The sequence below is a fragment of the Paraflavitalea soli genome (assembly GCF_003555545.1).
Lineage (GTDB): Bacteria > Bacteroidota > Bacteroidia > Chitinophagales > Chitinophagaceae > Paraflavitalea > Paraflavitalea soli.
In genome coordinates this window covers 5,275,234-5,301,136 of the sequence record NZ_CP032157.1, presented here as the reverse complement: position 1 = coordinate 5,301,136, position 25,903 = coordinate 5,275,234, and the positions used below count along the sequence as shown (strand labels likewise).

Annotated in this window: 20 protein-coding genes; 7 read left to right on the top strand and 13 right to left on the bottom strand. The window is 45.8% G+C overall.

The window, feature by feature from the left end; genetic code table 11:
- Window positions 1-29: 29 nt before the first annotated feature.
- A complete protein-coding gene (locus D3H65_RS19815) occupies window positions 30-1,772 on the top strand; it encodes a M28 family peptidase (protein WP_119051972.1) in 1,743 nt (580 codons plus the stop codon).
- A 49-nt stretch (window positions 1,773-1,821) separates the two neighbouring features.
- Here the strand turns inward: D3H65_RS19815 and D3H65_RS19810 are convergent, their stop codons facing one another.
- Window positions 1,822-2,538, bottom strand: coding sequence for a GNAT family N-acetyltransferase (locus D3H65_RS19810; RefSeq protein ID WP_119051971.1), 717 nt, complete (start codon window positions 2,536-2,538; stop codon window positions 1,822-1,824).
- Window positions 2,539-2,935: 397 nt separating this feature from the next.
- On the opposite strand from D3H65_RS19810, the gene D3H65_RS19805 reads away from it, so the two are divergent.
- The 4 genes from D3H65_RS19805 (at window position 2,936) to D3H65_RS19785 (ending at window position 6,674) form a co-directional block, all read left to right on the top strand.
- On the top strand, window positions 2,936-3,913 hold the full coding sequence (locus tag D3H65_RS19805) for a helix-turn-helix transcriptional regulator (protein ID WP_119051970.1): 978 nt from the start codon (window positions 2,936-2,938) through the stop codon (window positions 3,911-3,913).
- Between the two features lie 1,423 nt (window positions 3,914-5,336).
- A complete protein-coding gene (locus D3H65_RS19795; protein ID WP_119051968.1) occupies window positions 5,337-5,765 on the top strand; it encodes a hypothetical protein in 429 nt (142 codons plus the stop codon).
- A gap of 30 nt (window positions 5,766-5,795) precedes the next feature.
- Window positions 5,796-6,128 carry a hypothetical protein gene (locus D3H65_RS19790; RefSeq protein WP_119051967.1) on the top strand — a complete coding sequence of 111 codons (333 nt, stop codon included), beginning with the start codon at window positions 5,796-5,798 and terminating at the stop codon, window positions 6,126-6,128.
- A gap of 213 nt (window positions 6,129-6,341) precedes the next feature.
- Entirely contained in the window at window positions 6,342-6,674 is a 333-nt protein-coding gene (locus tag D3H65_RS19785; protein ID WP_119051966.1) for a hypothetical protein, read from the top strand.
- Between the two features lie 61 nt (window positions 6,675-6,735).
- Here the strand turns inward: D3H65_RS19785 and D3H65_RS19780 are convergent, their stop codons facing one another.
- From D3H65_RS19780 to ade, 11 genes are all read right to left on the bottom strand, one after another.
- Window positions 6,736-7,215: a hypothetical protein gene (locus tag D3H65_RS19780; protein ID WP_119051965.1), complete on the bottom strand. Its 480-nt coding sequence runs from the start codon at window positions 7,213-7,215 to the stop codon at window positions 6,736-6,738.
- A gap of 17 nt (window positions 7,216-7,232) precedes the next feature.
- Window positions 7,233-8,579 carry a RagB/SusD family nutrient uptake outer membrane protein gene (locus D3H65_RS19775; protein WP_119051964.1) on the bottom strand — a complete coding sequence of 449 codons (1,347 nt, stop codon included), beginning with the start codon at window positions 8,577-8,579 and terminating at the stop codon, window positions 7,233-7,235.
- 17 nt (window positions 8,580-8,596) lie between these two features.
- Window positions 8,597-12,205 (bottom strand): SusC/RagA family TonB-linked outer membrane protein, encoded by a 3,609-nt coding sequence (locus D3H65_RS19770; RefSeq protein WP_119051963.1) that lies wholly within the window; start codon window positions 12,203-12,205, stop codon window positions 8,597-8,599.
- A 580-nt stretch (window positions 12,206-12,785) separates the two neighbouring features.
- Window positions 12,786-14,012 carry a FecR family protein gene (locus tag D3H65_RS19765; RefSeq protein WP_119051962.1) on the bottom strand — a complete coding sequence of 409 codons (1,227 nt, stop codon included), beginning with the start codon at window positions 14,010-14,012 and terminating at the stop codon, window positions 12,786-12,788.
- Window positions 14,013-14,221: 209 nt separating this feature from the next.
- The gene (locus tag D3H65_RS19760; protein WP_119051961.1) at window positions 14,222-14,836 is read right to left on the bottom strand and encodes an RNA polymerase sigma factor; all 615 of its coding nucleotides are present in this window, start codon (window positions 14,834-14,836) and stop codon (window positions 14,222-14,224) included.
- A gap of 484 nt (window positions 14,837-15,320) precedes the next feature.
- Complete coding sequence (locus tag D3H65_RS19750; protein ID WP_119051959.1) at window positions 15,321-16,055, bottom strand: LytR/AlgR family response regulator transcription factor; 735 nt, start codon at window positions 16,053-16,055, stop codon at window positions 15,321-15,323.
- Entirely contained in the window at window positions 16,052-17,089 is a 1,038-nt protein-coding gene (locus D3H65_RS19745) for a sensor histidine kinase (RefSeq protein WP_119051958.1), read from the bottom strand. The genes D3H65_RS19750 and D3H65_RS19745 overlap by 4 nt, the downstream gene beginning before the upstream one ends.
- 91 nt (window positions 17,090-17,180) lie before the next feature.
- On the bottom strand, window positions 17,181-17,540 hold the full coding sequence (locus tag D3H65_RS19740) for a DUF4288 domain-containing protein (RefSeq protein ID WP_119051957.1): 360 nt from the start codon (window positions 17,538-17,540) through the stop codon (window positions 17,181-17,183).
- Between the two features lie 38 nt (window positions 17,541-17,578).
- On the bottom strand, window positions 17,579-18,358 hold the full coding sequence (locus D3H65_RS19735; protein WP_119051956.1) for a LiaF transmembrane domain-containing protein: 780 nt from the start codon (window positions 18,356-18,358) through the stop codon (window positions 17,579-17,581).
- 151 nt (window positions 18,359-18,509) lie between these two features.
- Window positions 18,510-19,136 (bottom strand): Crp/Fnr family transcriptional regulator, encoded by a 627-nt coding sequence (locus D3H65_RS19730; RefSeq protein ID WP_162915732.1) that lies wholly within the window; start codon window positions 19,134-19,136, stop codon window positions 18,510-18,512.
- Between the two features lie 352 nt (window positions 19,137-19,488).
- A complete protein-coding gene (gene ade / locus D3H65_RS19725; RefSeq protein WP_119054581.1) occupies window positions 19,489-21,156 on the bottom strand; it encodes an adenine deaminase in 1,668 nt (555 codons plus the stop codon).
- A 114-nt stretch (window positions 21,157-21,270) separates the two neighbouring features.
- On the opposite strand from ade, the gene D3H65_RS19720 reads away from it, so the two are divergent.
- Both D3H65_RS19720 and D3H65_RS19715 read left to right on the top strand, forming a co-directional pair.
- Window positions 21,271-21,996 carry a LolA-like protein gene (locus D3H65_RS19720; protein WP_119051954.1) on the top strand — a complete coding sequence of 242 codons (726 nt, stop codon included), beginning with the start codon at window positions 21,271-21,273 and terminating at the stop codon, window positions 21,994-21,996.
- Window positions 21,997-22,082: 86 nt separating this feature from the next.
- Window positions 22,083-24,542: a TIM-barrel domain-containing protein gene (locus tag D3H65_RS19715; protein ID WP_162915731.1), complete on the top strand. Its 2,460-nt coding sequence runs from the start codon at window positions 22,083-22,085 to the stop codon at window positions 24,540-24,542.
- Window positions 24,543-25,148: 606 nt separating this feature from the next.
- Here the strand turns inward: D3H65_RS19715 and trmD are convergent.
- Entirely contained in the window at window positions 25,149-25,826 is a 678-nt protein-coding gene (trmD, locus tag D3H65_RS19710; protein WP_119051952.1) for a tRNA (guanosine(37)-N1)-methyltransferase TrmD, read from the bottom strand.
- Between the last annotated feature and the right edge of the window lie 77 nt (window positions 25,827-25,903).

Here is a 25,903-nt window from a genome sequence, read left to right as displayed (position 1 = left end):
TAGCCCACCTTTGAAGGGCTAAAAATCAAATGCGTATAACCAATAAACCTGCCACAGCCTTACAGCTGCTGGTCTTAATCCTGCTGTGTTCCGGATCGATCGCCCAACAGCCATCTTCCCGGGAAAAGAAATACTTCAATTTATTGAGATCCCGGTTCGTTGCTGACAATGCCTACAAGACAGTGGCATTTGTGGAGCAGCGATGGCGCATTGCCGGCAATGCCGGGTTTAATGAAAGCATCTTTTATGTAGAGAAGATATTGCAGCAGGCCGGTTTTGTAAAGGAAACCAGCGGAGAGGCCGATGCTGCCCTTACTTACCGTATTGAAAAGCGCCCCATGCAACGTCCCACCTGGGAGCCTGTCAATGCACAATTGTATATTGTTGGCGACGACAAACCCCTGCTGAACTTTACTACCAATCGAAATATGCTGGCTATGTATTCCGGTTCCACCCCCGCCGCAGGAGTCACAGCTGAGTTGATCGACATTGGCAAAGCCAACGATAAGGACCTGGAAGCAAAAGACCTCACCGGCAAGATCATCATGGCCGATGGAGGCATTGGCAGTGCTTATGCTAAAGCCGTAAAGAAAGGCGCCTTGGGCGCATTGTCTTATGCATTACCCGGCTACACACAGCCGCAAAAGCACGTTAACTCCATACAGTTCCAGGGCATCCGGTATGAAGCAGATTCAACTTTGCGTAAATGGGGCATTCTTTTATCTTACGCAGCCCGGGAAAAACTAAAAGCTGCCCTGGCTAAAGGCCCTGTCCAGGTTCGCGTAGTAACCCAGGCAAAGATTTATCCTTCCGAAGAGCTCACTATTGTGGCTAATGTGCGCGGAACTGTAAAGCCTGCTGAGCGGTTTGTGTTCAGTGCCCACGTACAGGAGCCAGGGGCCAATGACAATGCTACCGGCGTAGGCACCCTGGCCGAAATGGCAAGGGTCACTGCCCTGCTGGTGAAGGCCGGCAAAATAGCTCCCGAACGTACCATCACTTTTTTATGGGGCGATGAGATCATCTCTACCAACCGTTATATCAAGGACGATTCTATCCGGGCACAAGGTATAAAGTGGGGCCTGAGCCTCGACATGGTAGGCGAAGATGTTAAGAAAACAGGCGGCAGTTTCCTGATTGAAAAAATGCCCGATCCCTCCGCCATCTGGACACGGGGAAATGATAAACACAGTGAATGGGGTGGCTCTGCCCTGAAAGAGTCCGATATGTTTCCCCATTATTTTAATGACCTCCTCCTCAATCGCTGTCTGCAGGAATCAAAAGCCACTGGTTGGGTGGTCAATACCAATCCATTTGAGGGTGGGAGCGACCATACCCCTTTTTTAAATGCGAAGATTCCCGGATTGCTGATGTGGCATTTCACCGATGTATTTTACCATACCGATGGCGACCGCCTCGACATGGTTTCTGCCGAAGAGATGAAACATGTGGGCCTGAGCGCCCTGGTTACCGCCTACCTCCTTACCCAGGCCGATCAAAAAACAACTGTAGCACTTATCAAGGATATTACCGCCAATGCCCTCCAGCGGTTGCAAACAGAATGCGTGTTGAGCAAAGAGGTTATTCAAAAAGGCGGTGATGCCGCCGCCGAAAAACATATCCTGGAAGTATGGCGCGATTGGTACCTGGCCGCCCTTGGTAAAACAACAGACATCGCAGTCAAAGGAGCCGGTAAAAAAATAACCAGCGCCATTGCAAAGGCCCAAAAACAGGTAACTGACCAGGCTGCCAAATGTATAGCCGGATGGTAATAGACAGCGTTTTACGCCAATATCGTTGAGTGAAGAGAGTGTGAGCAGCTTATCGAAGGGGTGCGTCGACCTCTGAGGGCGGCTCACCCTGATCTCGTAAGCTTTCTCTCGTACAGGTATACAGCCTTGCTGTTTTTTGTCGCGTGGAGGTTTTCTTATGGAAAATGAATCCTGCTTTTTCCATCTTACTGTTCAGGAATTCATTTTCATCCAGCTGCATCACCACCCGTTTTACCTCCTGGAATGAAAAGAGAAATCCCAGCGTAGCCTGAATAGCGCAAAGCGAATAATTCCCGATCAGCAATCTTTCCGGTTTTATCAACAGCTGCAATTTGTAATCACCGGCCTTTACGTTATACTGTAGGCTGATGTCATCAGCCGTAGCCTGGTAGATATCTGCCTGCGCCAGGTTCGTATTGTTCATCAGCACCATAAAGGATTGCGCTGTGCCCGATCCCGCTATCCGGCTGTATATTTCATGCAGCTGCTCTACATGCGCCTCTTTTTTCAGGTGGCGTGTATATTCCCATGGCAGCCAATTATAGATCACCGGCAGGTCCGTCGACAAACTCAGCAATCGCATTGAAATGATCACCTGGTCCTTAAGAAAATGCCTGTTATAAATAATATGTTGTCCTGTATCATACGAAACAGGTTTGCACAGCATTTTGCGTACAATATTAACATTAGCGGTATCATCAGCATCACCAGGCGTGTCTGCTGTTTCCTCCAATGCAGCGGATGCAAGAATAAAACTGGTCGACATTTCTATTAGTTTTAAGAATGTATACCAGGGCCTTTACCAAAAAGTGAATAAGAAAGGGCGTACGGTGTCAGTGTCAGATGATCTCAATAAAAGGGAGTAAATAGTTGGTCGCTCATCACCGTTGCCGCCAAAGTAATAGTAAGTGTCTTTCCATTGGCTGGCAATCCAAATAGGAATTTGATTCTTTTTTCTGAACGAATAAGCAATGCATCTTTCTATTTCAGTAAAATACTTTGTAATCTGTAGCTATAAATACAGGTAAACACTTAGCGCTTAATAAAATTGTTAGGAATACTAACCAATACCTGGGCACTAAAATAAAAACCCACCTATTGGTTCAATAATTGGATGTATAACCGAAATTGTATCCGCAAATTGAGCCATTAAACCTGTCTTTATGATCCTCCATATCCTTTCTGAAAGTGAGGGTAATATAGTATTGTCCGATTCGGAACCTACCTGGTTATGGGAATATAAGATCCCTGAATCCCGCAGTATCACTGCCTCAGGCGCCTTTGGCGATTTATTGCTTCAAGAAACCCCTGGTAATCAATATTCAGTATGGTACAACAATTACCTCATCAAAAGGGGCGACCGCCTTACTATTATCCGCAATGAGCCCGTGTATAAGCTCCAGTTTATCCTGAATAACAGTTTCAATTACTACGATCCCAAAGTGGGCAATATACCTATGTATGAGCGCGGTTACAACCTTTTATACACCCCGGTGGTCCAGGAGAAAATAAGTTTTAAGGACAAGGCCTATTCCAACCTCGAGATCCATTTTTCACCCGATTACCTGGCTGCCTTTACTCCTCATTTTGCCCATCTGGCCGATTGGTTACGTAAGACAGAGCGCCAGGTGCCCGCCCGTTTTTGTAAGATAAACCAGGTAGCCACCGGCGATATGATGCGTTGCCTGTATGATCTCCTCAATTCCCCTTATACAGGCGAGCTGCGTAAAATGCATTACGATGCCTTGGTCAGGGAATTGTTGATCATGGTATTACATCAAACCGCCACCCACCCCCTCCGCAAGATCATCCGGTTCACTACCAAAGAGGTAGAGACTTTGTATGAAATAAAGAACTTCCTGCTTACCAATATCGACAAGCCCCTGAAGTTGGAGCAGATCGCCAAGAATCACGACGTTACACTGCGTACTTTAAAGAGGCGTTTTTTTACCTTATTTGGTGTCAAACTGTACAATTTTGTATTGGACATACGTATGAAACAGGCCAGTATGCTGTTGTTGGAAACAGATACCGCTATAGAGCACATTGCTACCTTAACTGGTTACCAGAGCTTTGCCAATTTTTCCACCGCATTTAAGAAGTATTATGGTCATCCACCTAAGTATTTCCGCAGCCGGTAAAAGTATTTTGACTTATTGGTCATTTATGGAAAAAAGAATCCCGCTAACTAAAACATCCCCCTCTATACGATGGTATATTTGTGAAGGAAATAAGACCAAGGGCACTCAGGTGGGTAGCCCTTGAAGCGCGGCTCACCCTGAGCCGGCAAATGCAGGTTCGGGTTATCAGATCAAGGGAGGCGTATGCATAGGTGTACCCGGGCTTTCTAAACAAGGAGTTCATGCACGTAATAAAGTTTCGAATGTTGAGGTTGGGCTCTGTATTTTATTATTGCCGTTACCGGCAACTGGTTAATCCGGATGCTATTCCGGTTATTGAAAATTAGTCTTAGTCGATCGTATCATGGCCACACGAGAAGTAGCTGTTTTCATCAGGGCAGCCGGCCGCGTTAGGGGTTAATGAGTGAAAATCCTTTTTGCAATTGAGGACCCTTTTATCAACATTATCCCTGCACACAGAACATACAAACCTGTTGTTGGTAGGCCGCTTACCGGCTTGCCAGGGTGGTTCTGTAATAGGACAGTTTGTATGATTGCCGGCGCCCATTTTTTCTGATCTGGAAAGCACACCATTATAGGTGACCCAAACTAACTGCTATTCATCTTCTGCACTTATTCCGGAAGGATCATGCCTAAGGAATCCTGGTAGCTAATCCTGCAGCGGGAAATTGGATGACTTTGAAATCCGACACATAAACCTTCGCGTACACAAAGGCTTCGTATTTTAGGTGACTATAAATATTGATAAATCCTTGCACCTCTTCCTCCGTCTTGAGAAATGGTCCCCACTTTAGCAACTTCGTCATAGTTTCTGCTGCAATTTTATCTGCTACAAGCGTGTGACATTGATAATTCTTAATAAGATGGTTCACTACAAGTTCGTGATATCGGATTTTCAATGCTCATTTCGAACGAAGCGCAGCGGAGTGAGAAATCTGCTGTCGAAGCAAAGGGGCACACCACGGAAAAAGAGGGCCTTCAAAGCCTCCCAATATCTATTTTGACTTATTGGGCATTTATGAAAAAAAGGATTCCAATAACTAAAACAACCTCCCGGATGACACATATATTTGTGTAACGGTACCGGTCACGAGTAGGCCATAATGCAATCGGTAGTAAGATGAGATAATGGTCAAATATAGAAATAATACTCCCGATTTCTAAAACAAGCGACTTCAAAGTACAGTTATATTTGTAGGGAATTACAGCCAACCCCTATCCCGGTGTTGGGAAACGCATCAACTTTTGCCCGTCATGCCCAAGGCATGGCAACATATTGTAAACCAGTAACCAGGTTTGCGCTTCGCATCCGTACCCCTCAGCCAACGAAAAAATAGGATCGATGCACTAACAGCAACCATGTATTGACTGATAGTAATGATATTGTTTAAGTGTCAAAAACCTTGACCATTATACCTTGTCTATGAAAAAAAATACGTTTGTAGAAGTGATTGCGGCCTTATTATTGGTATTCTACGTGCACAGCCTTATCAGTATTTATGTGCAATTACAGAGCCTCAAAAACATGCTGGCATTTTATACACTACACACCAGTTTTTTTGCCTGGAGTTTCGTGGTCGTTGAATTACTGATAGTGATAGCGATATTTCTTCCTAAGACCAGGGCTTTGGGATTTATATTGTCTGCAACATTCGCCATCACGTTGATTATTACTACTAAACTTACTCCAGGCTATCCGCATGATTATGGAGGATTGATCAATGTGCTCTCAACAAACTTAAAGCTGACACTGCTTATAACAATTACAATTTTATCACTACTGGGATTTGGGCTAAAACTTCGAAAGCAGAAGGTTAAGCAACAAATTCCGGACAATACGGTCTACACGTAGAATAGCTAACGTTTACAAAACATACTGTTTATGAAAAAGTTCATAACCCCTATCCTGGCGGTGGTGCTGGGTAGTATGATACCTGCTGCCCCGGTGAAATTGACTTGTTATTATTTTATTTATGATGGAACTGGGCCGCAGAATGACATGAGTAATTACTCGGTGACAGTAGTGCAACCAACTGCATGCCTGGGGGCCAACCGGCTGTGTTGGATAAAAATTTGTGTAGATGATGATGTTGTTAGTCCAACAGATTTTGAAACAGTCTTTGAAGCCCTGGATGTTGTGAATGATGCTTCAAATACATTGGATGATGACCCTGAAAAACAGTTAGGGTCTACTATATTGGAGAAGCGGTTTTAAAATTCAGTTTTATCTACGCAATGCCGCAAAGTGTTTTCAGGTATGAAATGAATTGAGCGTAAATCAAATGCGAAATTATTTGTTGTACAGCAAACCTGTAGTGGTAGGCCAAACCTATACGGGAAGCGGTTATCCGTGTCGCTTTCAAAACGGTTAAGGGGATGCCGAAAACCTTGTCAAAGAGTAGGCACCATTAATTTTAAACTTTAATTTATGAAACGTAATGTTTTAAGTGTACTGGCAGTTGTAGCAACTGTTTTGGTTAGCTCTTTTACAACAAAAGTAGATACTACCTTTTATTATGTTTATGATCAGGTAGGTACTCAAACTCAGTTGACCAGTTATTCTGAAGTTACTACACAGCCTGCTGCTGTAGCTGGTAGTGGCAAAATCAACTGGCTTCGTGTGATTGATAAAAATGATGGTGTTATCGATCAGTCTGAGTTTCTTACTCAGTTTGAAATCTATGATGTTGTAAACGATAACCTGAATTTACTTAGCGACGAATCTGCAGATATCAGTGGTCAACTGGATATCAAGAATTAATAAGTAAGTGATCATATTTATAATCCAGGGGAGGTCTCTCTCCTGGATTATAATTGTTTAATTAAAGCTCCTCAATGTATTGTTCCGGGATCACAAAATATACAGTATCCCATTTTAATGTACTATCCCAGTTTTTATTTTCAGTATAAGGAACCCGAAGAATAGCATAATTCCCCCAAAATTGATTATTCCAATAATGTTTATAACTCGCAATTTTATAAACCTTCAATTGGCTATTACGTTTTTGATACAAAAGAGAGTCCCCTTTTAGTTCAACCATTACATAGGGAAAACTAAATTGGCTTGGGATGTTATCTGATCCAGAAAACTTCTGAACTTTCTTAAATTCTTCCTCACCAATCTGGCTAACAATTTCCTGTACTTTATTGTCATTCCAAAATTCTTTATTGAACATTAACAGGGTCTTCATCCAGTGCTTAACAAAAACGGGTTTATTATTGGCGATAGATCTGCCGCTATTTTGCGCATAGCTTGCTACTGTCAGTGCGATAAGTAATAAAGTTGAAGCGATTATTTTCATATTGTCATTTTTAATAGTTACCGTTGATTTTGCTCAAGATTGGCAAGGCGAAGTACTTCTATAGGAAGTAACAATATATATCGTAGATCGGCCGGTGGCAATTGATATATTGTACCATTCAAATTTCTTTTTAGCGTAACTGAAAACTGCGGCTCCTTATTTAAACGCCTTAGGTCTGACCACCGGGTTCCCCTGTAAACAAGTTCTTTTTTTCGTTCCCGGAGAATTAGCATTAAAGCCTCTTCACTGGTGGATGCCGTTAAAGGAGTAAAGCTGCCTTGTAACCATCTTTTTTCAAGTAACGCATTTAGGTCCTTCATGGCACCGGCAGTATTTCCTTGCCGGGCAGCGCATTCAGCCCTGATCAGGAATATCTCATCTATGGCGAGTCCGTTAAATAACTCATAGCCTCCGCTATAATTTCCTTTGAAAGCTTGTGTATTGTCTCCATTGTCTCGAAAAAGCATGACTTTTCTTAGGTCTCCCACAGCATAGGAATTATAGAGCGTAGAATCTATTTTGGCTCTTGTATCATCAGCGTTCAACGGCACGTCGGTTATCGAATAGAATAATATCTCCGGGTTGTTGGAAAAAACAGGTAATGGGTAGGTGGCAGTTTCATCTAATGCGTTGTAATCAAGTAGCGTATTAGATAGCTGTAAACAAGCTTCCGCACTGGCTTTGGCTTTGTCATAAATATTCATTTGTAAGTACACCCGGGAAAGGAGTGCATGGCATGCTCTTTTATCAGGTCTTGTCTTAATGTTTGTTGTTGGTGGTAATAAGGTTAAGGCGGTTTGTAAGTCCTGGATGATCTGATCATAAGATTGTTGTACTGTGGCGCGGTTACTGGGTACATTGAAGTCTGCTGTCAATCGTAAGGGGATACCCAGGTCCTTGGTAGCAGTACTTACATCATACTGCCTAGCATACAATTGAGCGATGTTGTAAAAGCTATAGGCCCTATAAAAGAGAGCTGTCCCCTTAATATTATTTTGCTTTGTTTCCTCCCCTTTCGTATTCACCAGGTCAAGGTTGAATAAAGCTGTATTGGCTGCAAAGACCGTTTTATATTGTACATTCCAATCAGTTAAGTTGTTAAGTGCGCCATCCCAAACATATCCTTTGTGTCTGGTTTCGTCCAGGTTCAGCCAGTCTGATTCAAGCACATAATATTCATCCGATCCTGTATTAGTTAAATTTGCTCCCTTGTTGAGGTCGGGGTTGTCCAATATTAGTTGTAAATCATCTAGAGTGCTGGGGGTGGATAATGACTGATCTGATTTAGTATCTAAATACTTTTTACAGGAACCAGACAGGATACAGATGAAAAGAACGAATAGGCTAATAGTATGCTTGGACATATAAGCGTATTAGTATTTTAAAAATCAAATTTTACACCCAATGCCACTCGTTTGGGAGGCGGAAAAGGCGTATTGCCTGAATCATAGTCTGGATCAAGACCCGCTTTGTTGGCACGCCAGAGTATTCCAAGGTTTTCTACATTCGCATATACCTGGATAGCCTTGACAGGTAACTTGCCTAGTGTCGATTTATTGATATCGTAACTCACTCTTATATAGCCTAACCGGATATTATCGCCTTTCAGCACATTAGCCGATGAATATGCGTAAAATTGATCCCGCCGTGGTTCTGAAATCGGATAAATCATTGAAGGAATACTCGTCTTTTGTTCATCTCCAGGCTCTTTCCATCTTTTTGAATAATCAGGATGCGTGACTCCTGAATTAAAAAGACTATAATACATCAAGGTGTTTTTTCTAAAATAGTAACCGAAGCTGTATCTAATATTGACAGTAAGTGTGAAGGATTTATAGGTGAAATTATTATTCAAGTTTCCGAAAGTTGTCGGTATGGCGGAGCCATTGTAGATGATATTGGAGGTGTCGAAGTTCTGTTCAGATAAGGCGAAGTAGTCTGTACTAAGCTCTTTTCCTAAATAACCGAGTGGATCACCGCTATTATGGTCAAGCCCTCCAAAAGGGTAACTGAATAATGCATAAGGTGAGATATCCTTAATAGGTCTTATTGTATTGCCACTTTGTGACACAATTGACCCTATCGGGAAATAGGTATCATCCAATAAGTAATCAGTTACTTTATTGGTGACATGACTGAGGGTTAATTCGGTGTTCCATTTAAAATTCAGTGAATTTATATTCAAAGAATTGATCATGATATCTATTCCGGTGCCTGTCATGCTGGCACTATTTTTTTCAACACTCCCGACACCGGTTGTAGGATCAATGGGTGCACTTAATATCAGGTTGTTAGAATTCTTCCTGTAGTAATCAATACTCCCTCCAATCCTGTTCCCGGCCAGTCTGAAGTCTACTCCTACATTCATCTGCTTAATGGTTTCCCAGCTTAGGCCGGGATTGGCTGGAGTAGTGATGTTCGCAAATGGTAGATTGACAGGGCTATTGATTGCAGACTCGTATGATATGATCGTATAGGGGGAGAGCAGGTTATTGACATTCCCTTCATATCCGTAATTAGCCCTGAATCTTAAATGAGAGATAATATTTGATTTAAAGAAGTCTTCATTAGATATGTTCCAGGCAGCCCCCGCTGACCAAAACGGCTTCCATTTATCATTAATGTCTACCCCTACTAAGTTGGCTGCGTCCCTTCTTGCACTGGCAGATAGAGTATAACGGCTGTCATAGGTATAAGAGGCATTGGCAAACAGCGATACGAAATGATCTGTCAACTTCCCATAACCTACAGAGCCTGCTGGAACCTGAGCAGATCCTCTATTCCCATATCGTATAAATCGGTTAACGTAATCAACTTGCCCGATAGAGAGTGTATTTTCGTTATAGCCATAGCTTCTGCTGCCATTATTGGTTGCTATCTTTTCTCTGATCTCTCCGCCTGCCAATGCATTCACCTGATGTTTACCATTCCAGTTTTGATTGAAATCCAACTGTCCTCTTGCGACATGCGATCTTACTTTATTATTAATGAGATCGAGAATCCCTCCCCTTGGAATATTGTAAATGACATTATTGCCTTGAATTTGCGTGTAAAGGTTGATCAGATTGCGGGTAAAATAAGTTTGTTCATTATAATATCTTTTAACTTCTGCATTTGCAGACAGGTATTGATACATTATCCCTGCATTGAATTGGCTATTGATCTTATAATTTATGCTGGTGCTCAAAACAATTTCCTGTTCCCGGTTTGTGTTGTCGGCGTTATTCAACTCATTCAGGGGACTATATTTCCAATTCAATAATTTACCGGCCCCGGCAGTGTCGGTATAGCCTTCTCTCCAATCTTTGGCAATAGTGAGTGGATTACCACTTGCGTCAGCAAATTGTGCATAGGGGTAAAGATTCTGGGCGCCGCCGGTAAATGTCCTGTAATTATAGCCGGCAGTGCCGATATTTCCCAGGCTATTGTTTTCGGTTAATGAATTGGTGAATCTGATCCCCACTTGGACGGTGAGCTTTTTTAAAGGCATAAAAACGTTCTCCGATGAAATAGTAGCTCTGTTGTAATCGTTGCCGACCAATGGAAGTTTATTCTTATCGAATCCTCCGGACAATGAATATTTATATTTATCGCTGCCTCCGTTCATGTTTAAAGCGTACTGTTGATTGATGGCATTCCGGTATATATACTTTTCAAAATCATTACGAACATCAGTGTTTCGAAATGCATCCAGCTGTGCCGCCGAATCAGCGGCTGAAATTAAACCAGCGCGTTTTCTTAATAAGACTTCAATTGCGGGAGAAATAGCGGGTCTGAAACGGACATTATTGATTGTACTATTATAAAAGCCTTTGTTAAATAAAAAAGTTTCGATATCAACGAACTCTGCTGAGGACATTTTAGGGAAATGAAACAAGTCGGGTGTTTCAGTAATAATAAGATTTGTGTTTAGGGTCAGATGGAGAGGCTGATTGAATTGCCCCTGCTTAAGCGTAATTACAATAACACCATTGGCTGCTCTTGCTCCATAAATGGAGGCCGACGCAGCATCTTTTAAAATTGTAATATTTTCTACATCGTTTGGATTGATATTATTAATGTTTCCGTCATACGGCAAATTGTTGACAATGATCAGTGGTGATTTCAGCGAACCGGATAGGGTACTGAGTCCACGTATTATTACATTGTTAAGAGGAACAGTACTTTGACCGGCAGAGAGATCGCGCCTGTCGAAAAATAGGCTGGTAGTTACTCCTTCCAGCCGGCTAAGTATGTCAGTGCCTACCCGGCGGTTCAATTCTTCCTTATTCACAAACTCAAAGCTTCCCGTCGCCCTTTCCTTCGGCACCTTTTCATACCCCGTATTCACCAGCACCGTCACATCATCCAGTTCCCGCACTTTGGCCCGCATGCGGATCGCCAGGTCACTCTTGCCGCTCACCCGCAGCTCAAAGGGTTCCATATTAATACTGGAAAACAACAGCACAGCTTCCCGGTCCACACTGTTGATCGTAAAAGCACCGCCGGCATCCGTGGAGGTGATCTTGTCCGTGCCTTTTACAGTTACGGTCACGCCTTGTAGTGGCTCCCCCTTTTCATTCGTCACCTTCCCAGTCACATCGATCGGCAAAGGGGCCGATGCGCCCTGCCGCGCTGGCTGCTCGGCAGCCACGTCCCGCAGCTTGATCACCACTATTTTATCAATAATGCTGTACGTATACGGCTGCCCCTTAAACACCTGGTTCAGCACCTCCTCCAGGCTCGCTTTGTTCACCGTCAGCGTTATCCGGTTCAGCCGGGTCAGCACTTCCGAAGGATATACAAAGCCATAGCCACTCTGTTTTTTCAGTTCCCGGAACACCTGTTCCGGAGGAGCGTCTTTTACCGACAAGGTAATTCCCTGGCCAAAGGCCTGCGCCTGCACCTGGCAGCAAAACAAAATGAGTAGGGTAGTAGCTAGCTTACCGCATAAACGTAGCGAGTGGTAATTGCATCGGTGTACCCACCCTTTCAGGGCTGAACATTTCATAGCGTTGAATTGGTTAATTTACATGAAACATTGGCCCTATGCTCTAACGAGCCCCGGGCAAACCATTTTTTGAGAAGGAGGTTTGCAAGCTATCCTAAACCCAAACGGGTTCCGTTCGGATAGCGGGTCAACGAAAATTCATAGTAAGGTTAATGATTAATGGTCCAATTCAATGCATCAACTGATATCCGACTGGGAGTCGAGGGCAGAATAAAGTAGTGTATTACTTGCACGAGTCTGTCCCTGAAATTGCTACTACCATCGGCCTTTATATCGCTGGTACCTCCTCCATAAGGTTAGGTACTATCACTGCATGTTTAAAAAAAAGGGCGTCCTCCGTCTGCTTATTTTCACCGGATCCTCATCATATCCGGTCAAAATAAAGGGGGAGATCGAAGGACACCCCGGTGTTGTTGGGAGCACCGTCACAGAACTCCCCCTTTTGTGGATTAGCAACTCCTTGGTTAGTCAAAGGCTTATTGGATAGCTCCACATTCTGATAAAATAGTCCCTGAACAGATTTCCGGGCCCTGCCTGCCAGCAAAGGCCAATAAGGTAGGGCCCGCGCCTATCATATTTTTCATGGCATCACAGTTACCGTTTTTCCCTCAATGCGGAAATGAACAGATCCCGTAGCTTCTAATATTTTCAATAGCTGAGACAAGGCCACATTCCGCGGGATGTCTCCGTTTAAAGTTTGCTCTTTATTTACCTTACCCGCATACACCACCTCAATATCATACCAGCGTTGCGCCTGCCGCATAATAGCAAGCACCGGGGCATTCCGGAACGCAAATACCCCGTTATGCCAGGCCATCGTTTGTTCCAGGTCCGCCTGCTTTACTGTCTTCAGCGTCCCTTGCCGGAAGGCCTGCGCCTGTTCACCCGGCTTTAATAACCCCGTAGTATGGCTGTTTACTACTTTTACAGCCCCTTCCAGTAAAGTCGTTTTGATCACATCTTCGTCGGTATAGGCGTTCACGTTAAAATGAGTACCCAATACTTCCACGTTTACATTTCCTGCCTGTACAATAAAAGGTTTCTTTGCTTTTCGGGTGCCTTGGTTGCCGGAGGCCATCGGTTGTACTTCAAAGTACCCCTCGCCCGTAAGCTCCACCACCCGTTGTTCACCCGTAAAGGCCGTAGGAAAGCGAAGCGTGGAAGAAGCATTCAACCAGGCCTTGCTTCCATCCGGTAAAGCGATCATATATTGCCCGCCCTTGGGCGTTGAAACAGTATTGTAAACCACCCCTTCCTTGTTTCCCATGCCGGCTCCCTGCTGGTACTCGATCCCGCCATTGTCCGTCTTGATCACTTTGGCGCCGCCCTGTTGGGTCAATAACCCCTTGCCGGCGCTGTCCAACACGATCTCCGTACCGTCGGCCAATAGCAGCCGGGCCTTGTTGCCGCCAGGCTGTACATCATTTTTAAACCGGTCGTCCGATTTGGCCAGTTCAACCGGGGCCGCTTTCCCGGAACCACGGCTCCACAGCCACCAGCTGCCCGCTCCGAGGAACAACACCAGCGATGCTGCTGCCAGCCACCAGCCCGTTCTGGGTCTCTTTGGCTGCATCCTCACCGGCGCCTGTTGCTGCGCATATATCTGGCTTAGCTTGTTATACGCCTGCTCTTCTTTAACCTGGCCAATTTTCTGCAACTCCCGCTTTACCCAATCTCCATTGCTCAACTGGTCAAGCAATAAACGATTTTGAGGCAGCGCCTTCCACTCATCCAGCAGCACCTGTTCTTCTTCCGTTAATGTACCGGACAAATACTTTATGATCAATTCATCTATTGTATGATCCATGGCCTTTTGTTGTAAATGCTGCACAGTTATGCACAGCCTCCTGTTTAACAATTACATAATATACCACGATGCGATCTTGCATTTAACCAAAAGAAAGGGAAAGATTTTTTTTAGCAGGTTTTCCCCGCCCGGGCAATAACCATAACTGCCACACTTTGCGATAGTTAGAACTTATCCGCGTCCCGGGCGCAGGCTTCCTGTCGGGGAGCTTACAACGAAGAAGTGAGCTGGTGGAAAATAACAGCCAGGAAATAGAACGTAACCGCCGTTGGCAGCAGGTCTTTCTTCAGCAGCGACAAACGAAGCAGCTTTAATGCCCGTGTTTTTTGGTTCAATACCGTCTGCGCACTGATATCCATCTCGTTGGCAATCTGGTCTGTACTGAGTCCATGGAAGAATATATACTTGAACACTTTCTGACATTGCCCGGGCAGGTTTTCGATCTCGTTATAGATCTCCTGCAATACCTTGGCTTTGATCATTTCATTGTCCTCCATAATTTCTTGTTTGCCGGCTAAATAAAAAAGTTCCTGGTGCGAGGTCTCATGGCGCTGCATATAGCGCAGGTAATCATAGCAGGCGTTCCTCACCGAGACAAATAAAAAGGCCTTGATGTCTTTGAGGTTATCAAAATCAGCGCGTTTACGTAAGAGCTTTACAAATGTATCCACTACAATGTCTTCCGCTTCCTGTTCATCATTAACCAGCTGGTTGCCATAATATACCAGCGGCCGGTAGTGCAGCCGGAAAAGATGGTTGAAAGCCTCGTGTTCCCCACGCTTAAATAAGGCAATGATATCCTGATCAGATAATGCTTTGGTCATGTGGTGTGGTTTGACGTTCTCAAACAGATGTGGATCAGGACAAATGAACCCGCATACTTATCAGGAATTTTTGAATGGGATATCCGGGCTTTAGAGGGTACGAACAATAAGGTGTTGGCTATGCCCGAAACGTACTTAACCAGCGCAAGATTACATGGAAAAATTGAAAAAAGAAAGCTCTTTTTAAATAGTAGGAATCTGCCCATGCTGTTTTATTTAGGTGTGGGGTATAAACTACAATCGCCGACAGTCCCATAAAACTGTACGGCTCAACTACTGGCAGAATCCTCAATCAATAACCATATACGCAAAAATGGAGTAGGTAGATTTTAGTCAGAAAGCTTGCAAATCAATACTATAGATTCAATATCGTTGAATTGTCAGCTTGACGGCTGTCAGGCTGAGCCTGTCGAAGCCATCAAAAGGGTGGGTCGCCCTTGGAGGGCGGCTCACCCTTTTGAAGTTCTCTAAGGAAGCCCCCACGCTACAACCCCAGCGATTCTTTTAATTTCGCATACCCTGCTTTGCTTACCGGCACCCGCACCCCCGTGGTCAGCAGCGCCAGCCAGCTTTCCTTTTCATGTACATCCAGCCGCGTAATGCGTTGTACATTCACGATATAAGAGCGGTGTGTGCGTACAAACTGCGCCCCATCCAGCATCTTTTCAAAATGCGCCATCGTTTTATTCTTCAGGAAACCTCCTTCCGAAGTATGGATCTTTACATAATCGTCTGCCGCTTCCAGGTAATCCACATCTTCTATAGGAATGATCCTGATCCTGCCCCCCGTTTTCACCACGATCCGCTGACTTTGTTGCGGCGATAGCGAGGCCGTTTCCAGCAGTGGAGCCGCGGGGGTTACCGGCTGGCGTTGGTCCATCCATTTCTGGATAGCTTTATCCAGCCGCTCCTGGCTGAATGGTTTCAGCAGATAATCTACCGCATGACTTTCAAAGGCCCTGATTGCAAATTCATCGAAGGCCGTGGTAAAAATAACAGCAGGTGGCTGCTCGATCAGTTCCAGCATTTCAAACCCATTGATCTTGGGCATTTGTACATCCAGAAAGATCAGTTGTGGCTGGTGTTGCTGAATAGCCTTCACTCCCTCAAATCCGTCACTGCATTCCTGCACCACCGTAATATTCGTATGTACCCGTAAATATTCCAGTATAATGGAACGCGCCAATGGTTCATCATCTATAACAAGCGCCTTGATCATATATGCGGTATTTTAATGGTCGTGGTAAACAGGTCCCCATCTGCTGTAGTCGTCAACAGATCGTTCCTGGCAAACAGCAGGTACAATCTCCTTTGTACCGAATTTAAGCCAAACCCCGTACCCTGTCTGGGCGATGAGGTTGCCCGGTCAAATGGGTTACTCACCGTTATTTGCAGGTACCCATCCATTACTAAGGCCGATAGCGTGATCGTTACATCTCCTGTAGTATCATACAGCCCAAATTTGATCGCATTTTCCACTACCGGCTGCAATAACATATGCGGTATCCGTTGCGTAGACACCCCTTCGCCATACACCAGCTCCGTATGTAGCCGGTGCCCAAAGCGCACCTTCTCGATGTCGAGGTACAGCTCCAGATGTTGCAGTTCTTCCTCCAGCGTGATCCATTGATTTTCTTCCTTCTTCAGCGTGCCCCGTAAGAAATCCGACAACTGTTGTATCATCTTCCTGGCTTGTTCCGGCCGGCTGGTTACCAGTGCACTGATCGAGTTGAGACTGTTGAACAGAAAATGAGGTTGCAGCTGCTGTCTCAATTTGTACAGTTCTGCATCTTTGGCCAGCTGTGAAGCTGCGATGCTTCTTTGTTCAGTTTCTTTTTGCTCTTCCTGCGCGTACCAGAGCTCACTGATGAGCGACATACATCCTGTAGCCAGTAAGGCGATCGTAAAACGGATAGGCATCGAGATCTGCACGAAGGATAGATACCCCTCATCACCGGCCGATAGCTCTTGCAAAGCGAATTTCACTGCCAGTACCCACAGGCCGCTCACAGCTGCACAAAGTACCAGGATATAGATATACTTGCCTTTTCGCGGCCGGTAATACCGCATATTATTACTCACCAATAAACAAATGCCTGCCAATAAGAAGTTGGAGACTGCAGCATCCATAACAGCCACGGGCCAGGGCAATTGCCAGTTTTGCAGCAGCGCCACCTGCACGATCGACCATACCAGCCAGCAGCCGGCAAAGATCAGCTTGTTCTTATTCGTTCCTAATGGCGATGTAGCCAAGTGTCAGATTTTTATTGTTAGCAGTTAATCGTGCCATTCGTCCCTCATTGCCTCGATGCCTAGTTGCCTCGTTGCCTTTTTCCGCCTTTCTTCAAAACAATTCCAGGAACCGGTGCGTAATATTGCTACGGATATGCGCTGCCTTCTTATGGACCAGTTCAATGTACACCCCCGCATTGTCAGCCTCCTCCACTCGTGAATACAGTTCCGCCCCATCGATCAGGGCCGATAACTTATAGAGTTCACTTACATTGATGAATTTCCATTGCACCAGTTTTTCCTGTTGGTTGAAGAACATTTCCTGTTCCTGCTCACCCATCGCCTGTGCTTTGGCAAAAGCCGTGGCCTCATCATCCGCTTCCACCAGCCTTAGCTGTTCATCAAACTGAGGCTTGTGGTTGCCTTCTCCGCAAATGATCTGGTAAACGATCTTAGACAGGTACCAACTCATAGCATCATGATTTTGAAGGAGTGTAAAATAATAGCAGTTTAATAACTCTTGATCTCTATGCCGGCAAAAAGCGCCGTACCGCGTATCACCAATACTTTATCCGGGGAGGTAATCGATTGAGGGGGCCGTTTGTCTTCAATGCCGCCGAAGATGGCTACCGCTTCCGAGCGGATCACCCAATGCGGCGGCACAATGAGTTTCGTGCCGCCAAATACTTGTACGATCTCTAATACGATGGGGCCTTTAAAATCCGCCTGGCTAAGGTTTACCTCTGCGCCGCCAAAAACGGATACTACTTCCCCCCCTTTAAAGTCTTTCGAGTAAATTACTTTTTTTACATTGCCGAATATCGACACTACTTCCATCTTATCCGATTCCCCGTTGCCCCGTTCTTCATCAGCATCCTTGTAATAGAAAGCCGTTTCAGGTTCATAACCTCCTTTGTTGCGGCGCCACCTTTTTCTGTTGGGCGACAGCAGCAGGATAAGTCCTACGCCGCACACCACCGTAGGTATTACAAAACGTCCGGCATCCGAATCAGGGAAGGCATTGTCTGCGAGGAAAAAGGCGCCGACGCCCATCAGGATCACCCAGCCAATATCCCGGAACCTCGTTTGTATACCCACAAAAAATCCTACTACGATCAGTATCATCGGCCAGGTAAACAGCCAGTGTGGTATCAGGTCCGCTTCCACCTGCCGTATCAATAGTACTGCGCCTGCTATCAGCAGCAGGAAGCCCACTAAAGCATTGTTTCGTTTAGGACGCCGCGGGCGGTTGTCCGTTTGCTGCTGGTCCTGGTAATCCTGCTGTTGCATACCCTTTAATTTTACACAAAACTAAAGCAGTACCCTATCCGGCACAAGACCACCAGGGCCATTAAAGGCATATTTCCGGTGAAAGCAGGTTTTTTGTCGGGGAATCTATCCAGCCACAGTTATCAGCAGGTAAAATTGCCGGTTGCCGACCTCATTTCGCGTGTGATAACTTGCTCCTGATCCGGCTCAGCGTTTCCAGCGTCATGCCCAGGTACGAGGCTATAAATTTCAATGGCACCCGGTTCAGCATAAAGCTTTTCGTAGCAATAAAACGCTGGTATTTCGAAGTAGCTTCTGTAAGGCGGGCGATATAGGCGCGTTCTTCCGCATCCCGGTAATATTTTTCCAGGAGTTTCCGCCCTGTTATATTCACTTCCGGGTGATGCGTATATAAATATTGAAGGTCGTCATAATGAAGCGCCGTCAGTTCACTTTCTTCAATAGCCTGGATATTCTCAAATGATTTTTGCTGTGCGTGAAAACTCGTAATAGAAGTAGCCAGCTCATTTTCTGCCGTGATCCAGGTAGTAATTTCTTTTTTGCTGTCCTGTACATATCCCCGCAGGATCCCTTTCTGAATAAAATAAATGTAAGGGCAAAGCTCTCCCGATCTTACCAGGAATTCCCCTTTTTTAACACGGTAAGGAAAGCTTTTTCTGTTGGCATAGTCTCTTGCTGCTGCACTGATAGGATGAACAGCATGGGCAAAAGTTACCAGGGGCGATTCCGTCAGGGTAGTAGAGCCTGGCTCACCGGTGGGCTGATGGTTAAAAGACATACTATGAGTTTCGGGTTTAGTCGGGGGTTCACAAACAGGCATTAATTGACAAGGGTGGACTGTACGTCAATTATTCAGAGGTATTGTATTGGAAATGGTAGGGTGACTATTTTAGATAGCCGTAACTGTTACTAAAGATATAAAAAGAATGCTGATTATAAATGTCAATAAAAGGGATTTTGATAGCCTAAGTGATTTTCTGTACTAAGAACCGTGAATACACCCGTCATTCAATACAAAAAATACCCAGTTGCGTGTAATTAGTCTACCAATTTTGTCCTCCTAAAGCGGTACACTACGCCGGCCGCGCATAGCGCGCAGCAGCAGCCCATAAAAAAAGGACCCTGGGGTCCTATATTAATTTAAATTGATCCCCGTCAAATAATCCCTGGTCACTCAACTTCAGATGCGGTATTACCAACAGCGCCATAAAGGAAAGCGTCATGAAAGGCGCCGATAAACCTGAGCCCAATGCCTTCGCCATGCTGTCGATGGCCGTATAGGCTTTCGCTATTGCATAGCCATCTTCATCACTCATCAGGCCGGCAACCGGTAATGGAATGATCAACTCATCTGTATTTGCTTCCCCGCCACCACAGCAACTTACCCCTCCCTGCCTGCCTATTACCAGGTTGATCGCCCGGGCCAGGCTGTCATCGTCCGTCCCTACCCCTACAATATTGTGAGAGTCATGCGCTACCGAAGAGGCCAGCGCGCCTTCTTTCAGTCCAAAGTTCCTGATAAACGCTATCGATGGTTTGGCCGGGTGATACCGGTTCACCACCACCATCTTTAATACATCCTTATCCGTATTGCTTACCAGCTCCTGCACGTCTTCATCCAGCAGCCAGCCTGCCGGCAGGTCAATGCGGTTCGTGATCAGCTGGCCGTCCAGCGCCTCGATCACCGGTACCGTTTCCTGCCCCGTATAAGCCACTGCAAAGTCTTCCGCCTTCACCGGCGCACAATTAAAATTATTGATCGGCTCCGGCCGTTTGCCGTATTCTGTATCCTGTATTCTGTATGCTGTATTCTCTCTTCTCACGTTTTCCCCATCAATATAAGTCCCTAGTACCGTGAACTGCTTTACATCCTTCACCACGATGAAATCCGCCCGATCGCCCACCCGCAGCAAACCCACCTCCAGTTTGTAGTGCAGCACCGGGTTTACACAGGCCGCCTGCAATACTTTAAAGAGGTCAATGCCCTTGGCTACTGCCCGGGCGCAAAGTTGATCGATATGACCTTCTACCAGGCTGTCCGGGTGTTTATCGTCGCTGCAGAACATGATGCTGTTGGGATGCTCATGCAGCAGCCCGATCAGCGCCTCAAAGTTTTTGGCCGCACTGCCTTCCCTGATCAGGATCTTCATGCCATAGTGCAGTTTATCCAGCGCTTCTGCCTCCGTAAAACATTCATGGTCCGTGGAAATACCCGCATCGATGTATTGCTTGGCCTGTTCACCCCGCAGTCCGGGAGCATGCCCGTCCACCGGTTTTCCCAGCCGTTTGGCGGCGTCTATTTTAGCCATTACATCCCGGTCTTTAAATAAGACACCCGGAAAGTTCATCATCTCACTCAGGTATTTAATCTCCTCTTTTTGCAACAGGGTTTCTACCTCTTGCACCGTCAGCCTAGCCCCCGCCGTTTCAAAAGTGGTGGCCGGTACACAACTGGGCGCGCCGAAATAAAATTTAAAGGGAGTTGTTTTGCCATGCGCGATCATGTATTCCACCCCTGCCAGGCCGCACACATTGGCAATCTCATGCGGATCACTCACCGTAGCTACCGTTCCATGTACCACCGCCAGCCGGGCAAATTCCGCCGGTACCAGCATCGAGCTTTCAATATGTACGTGACTATCAATGAAGCCCGGCAATATATATTGTTCAGCCACCCCAGCCCCTTCTGCCATCCGTTCGATAGATTGGATAATTCCCTGTTCTACAGTAATCCTGGCCGGATAGATTTTCTTTTGCCATACATCCGCCAGGTAACCGGTTATCGTAAAACTTGCCATGAAAAATGCTGGTTTATTGGTAAATATAGCGCCATTATCATTTTTTTCTGTCATTTGTAATATTCTCCACCTTTTTACGTCTAACATTGCAACATCAACTTAAAAATAAATACCATGAAGTTCCTGCGTATATCCCTTTTGGCCTTGGCAGCCCTCACCGCAAACCTGGCTGTAAAAGCACAAACCGTCGACGAAATAGTAAATAACCACATCAACGCCATTGGCGGAAAGGACAAGATCAATGCTATGAAGTCCATGTATGTAGAATCCGACATGGACATCATGGGCACCGCGGCCCCCTCTGTTACCACCGTTTTATTTGGCAAAGCCTCCCTGGGAGAAGTTAATTACAATGGTCAGAAGATCATCAACTGCGTTACTGCCGACAAAGGCGGCTGGGCCATTAATCCCCTGGCCGGGCAAACTACCGCCGAAGCAATGCCCGAAGAACAGGTGAATGCCGGCAAGGCCCAGTTATCCGCCGGTGGATCTTTGTATAATTATGCTGCCGCAGGCAACAAAGTAGAGTTCGCCGGCCAGGAGACTGTAAATGGCGTAAAAGCCTGGAAACTGTTGGTAACAACCAGGGAAGGCGCACACTTTGTTCATTATATTGACCCTGCCACCTGGCAGATCGTAAGAACAGTGGCTAAAGTAAATATGGGTGGCCAGGAAGTAGAGCAGGGGATCAACTTTTCAGATTATAGAAAAACCGATTTCGGTTTTGTAACACCCTGGTCCTATGCTATTGAATTTCCCGGTGGAATGATCCTTAACGTCACCGTTAAGAAAGTAGAGATCAACAAAGAAATAGATCCTAAGATATTCGAGAAGCCTTAATCACCTTCACTGACTTTAACAAAAGGGTGCCGCCAATTTTTTTGACGGCACCCTTTGTTTTTATATATTGATCCCAAATGCAAATCATGCTGAAAACCACGGTCGCCCTTTTTCTCTTTTTCCTGTTCACCAGCATCCAGGCCCAAAAAGTCATCGTCAATACAGTGGGAAAAGATCCCTTCAATGGTAAAGCAGATGAAATTGTGTACAAGGCAAAAGAGGGCGAGTGGACCTTTCAATCCTATTCCTTTCCGGCCATCAAAGCTACCTACCGGCCCGCAGGGTATACCCGGGGTGAACAGGTGTCCGATGCTGTCATTGCCAAAGCCCAGCCCCTTACTACCAAAATAACCGCAGCCATCTCACAAACCGTAGAGCTGGAAAACAATACCAGCATCGTGATACAGAAAGATAAACTCTATTTCAAATCCGGTAAAGAAGTAAAAGTAAAATCAGCTTCCTTTTTTACACAGGGCGATAACAATGGATTTCGTTTCCAGCTTACCGACCAGGAAAAATTCTTCGGGGGCGGCGAGCGTGCCCTTCCCATGGACAGGCGCGGATACCGCTTCAACCTCTATAATGTAGCCGCATATGGTTACGGACTGGGGGCCGATAACCTCAACTTCTCCGTGCCCATGCTTATTTCTTCCAATGGCTATGCCTTGTTTTTTGACAATCCTTCCAAAGGGTATTTTGACATTGGCCTTACCGATAAGAATGTCCTCGAAGCCGGATTTGCCAGCGGAGAACTTACCTTCTATGTTGTCTTTGGAAAGAACATCGATGAAATGCTCAACAACTATACCGCCATCACCGGCCGCCAGCCACTGCCGCCACGCTGGGCCCTGGGCAACTTTGTATCCCGCTTTGGCTACCGCAGTGAAGAACAGGTACAGCAGGTAGTAAAGAAAATGAGAAATGATAAATTCCCCATGGATGGCCTTATCTTCGACCTGTTTTGGTTTGGCGATGATATCAAAGGCACATTGGGAAACCTCGATTGGGCCAATACCACCAAATGGCCCAATCCCAAATTAATGATCGAAAACTTCAAGGTAAAAGACAACCTGAAGACCGTACTGATTACCGAACCTTTTATCCTCAACTCATCTAAGACATTTACCGAAGCTACCCCTTTCCTGGCCACTGATGCCGCCGGCAAGCCATACAATTTTTCAGAGCTCTATTTTGGCAATGGCGGTTTGCTCGATGTATTCCGCAAGCCTGCCCAGGATTGGATATGGAAGTACTATAAAAAGCAAGTGTCAGCCAACGGCGTAGCCGGCTGGTGGTCCGACCTGGGTGAGCCCGAGAAACACCCTGCCGGAGTGATGCACAACCTCAAGGATTATGGAGTGAGCAGGCTCATGGGCGCCGATGAAGTGCACAACATATATGGCCACTATTGGAGTAAAATGTTGTTTGAGAAATACCGTGATGATTTTGCTGGTACCCGCTTATTCCACCTCAACAGGGCCGGGTTTGCAGGCAGCCAGCGCTACAGCGTTTTCCCCTGGACCGGTGATGTGGCCCGTAGCTGGAGCGGTCTTAAATCCCAATTCCCCGTACTGCTGGGTATGAGTGCCAGCGGCCTGCCCTATGTGCATGCAGATGCAGGTGGTTTTGCCGCCGCCGACCAGGCCGATGCAGAGTTGTATACCCGCTGGTTGCAATTCGCTGCTTTTACCCCCGTCTTCCGTCCCCATGGCACAGCCCTCGAAGACTATGATAAAGCCGTGAAGAGCATTCCCTCCGAACCCGCTTTATGGGAAGAGCCTACCAGGTCAATTGTGCGCAACTATATTAATCTCCGTTACCAGTTGCTTCCTTACAACTACACCCTAACCTATGAACAGGCCGTGCTGGGTAAACCACTCATGCGCCCCCTGTATTATTACAGCTTTGCCGATGCCGATGCTTTCAAAGCCGAAGACGAATATTATTGGGGCGACAACCTCCTGGTAGCCCCCGTTACCAGCCAGGGAGCTACTGCCCGGTCCATCTACCTGCCCGAAGGTAAGTGGTACAACTTCTATGACAACAACCTCGTCAATGGAAAGCAATGGCTCAATCAGCCTGTTGATATCAAACAGATCCCCTTGTATGTAAAGGCCGGCGCGTTCATTCCCCTGTGGCAGGCCGATTCCATAAAGTCCGTTGAAACCTACAATTCAAAAGACATCAGCCTCCTGTATTATCCGGGTGAAGGCGCCTCCTCCTATGTATTCTACGATGATGATGGTACCAGCACCAGGACCCTCGAGAAAGCCGATTATGAGCTCATCACTTTCACCGCTGCTACACAGGGTACTTCTATATCGATTGATATTAAAACCAACAATGAAGCCCTCTATAAGCGCAAGCAGGTTAGAAAGTTCACCATACTGGTGCCTGCCTCCGCCAGTTTTACCACCATTAGTGTGAATGGTAAACCCGCAGCAGCCGCCAAAACCATCAAGCCCATCAGCCTGGCCAATGGAAAGTTTGCGTCTGCAGTCGTGGAGTTTAATGGCAAGCCTACCCAGGTATTGCTTGTTAGATAGGCAAAACAAATAATATATTATTGTGGAGTTGCTTACCGCAATTTGAAGAGTAAAAAAATGAAATGCGGAGGTAAATCATCAAAATACCGTAACCGGGTATCCGAATTTGACCTTTTTTAGGTTAAAACGACTTGGTACACCATTTGCCTTAAGCTACCCGGTTTTTCATAGGATATTGGATTATAAATCGTCTGGATTTCTATCCGGACTTTTTTTTGCCCCAACAAAGGTCATCACATATTGAGCAAGGATGTTGGGTTGCGGCTTTTTGCGGCGGAGAGTCGCAGCAGCGGTGTTTTTGTCGGCCCTGGTTGCAATTTGATCCCGTCTTGCCATAGGTTTGAAAATCTTTTGGTATGCTGCTAATTAGAGAAGTGTAACTATATGAGTAGCCATCTTATAGAATGCATTCGTAGATGTCGCGGAACAAGGGAGGTAGTTTTGCGATGTGGATAAGAAGCTTTTGGCATGAAGCGTGCATTTATAGCAGCAGCCAAAATCCACCTCTATGAAAAAAACAATCCTCGTCAACCTCCTTATGCAATTGGTATTTTATGCGCTGGTATATCTGATTGCATCCTGGTAGTAAATGGATGTACTGACCTCCTAATCTTTAAGGAGGTCAGGTTTTCTTTCCGTAGTGCGTTGTACAGCCTGTTCATAGCGCCATTCCTCGATCTTTTTCAGATCACCGCTCAGTAGTATATCCGGTACTTTCCAGCCCCGGAAGTCCGCCGGGCGCGTGTATACCGGTGGGGCCAGTAAATTGTCCTGGAACGAGTCGAAAAGAGCCGAGGTTTCATTGTTCAATACCCCCGGCAACAACCTGCCTATAGCGTCCACCACTACAGCAGCTGCCAGTTCACCACCACTCAATACATAATTGCCGATCGATACTTCCCTCGTCACAAAATGATCCCGTATCCGCTGGTCTATCCCTTTATAATGACCACAGATAATCAACAGCCTTTCTTTCATCGAAAACTGGTTGGCCATCCCCTGGCTAAAATCTTCCCCGTCTGGCGTCATATAGATAATTTCATCATAGCCCACATCTTTCGACAATGCTTCAATAGCATTGGCCAGCGGTTCCGGCATCATCACCATACCCGCGCCCCCTCCATACTGGTAGTCATCCACCTGCCCATACTCATTGACCGCCCATTGCCGCAGGTGATGAATATGGATCTCCAGCAGCCCCTTGTCTTTCGCACGTTTCATAATAGAATGATTGAGCGGGCTTTCCAATAATTCCGGTAAAACCGAGATAATATCAATGCGCATGGCACAAAGATAAATAAGAGCAACCGGAAACCGCCTACCCGAAATTTCCTGCCCAGGGTCATCAAATATAATGCGTG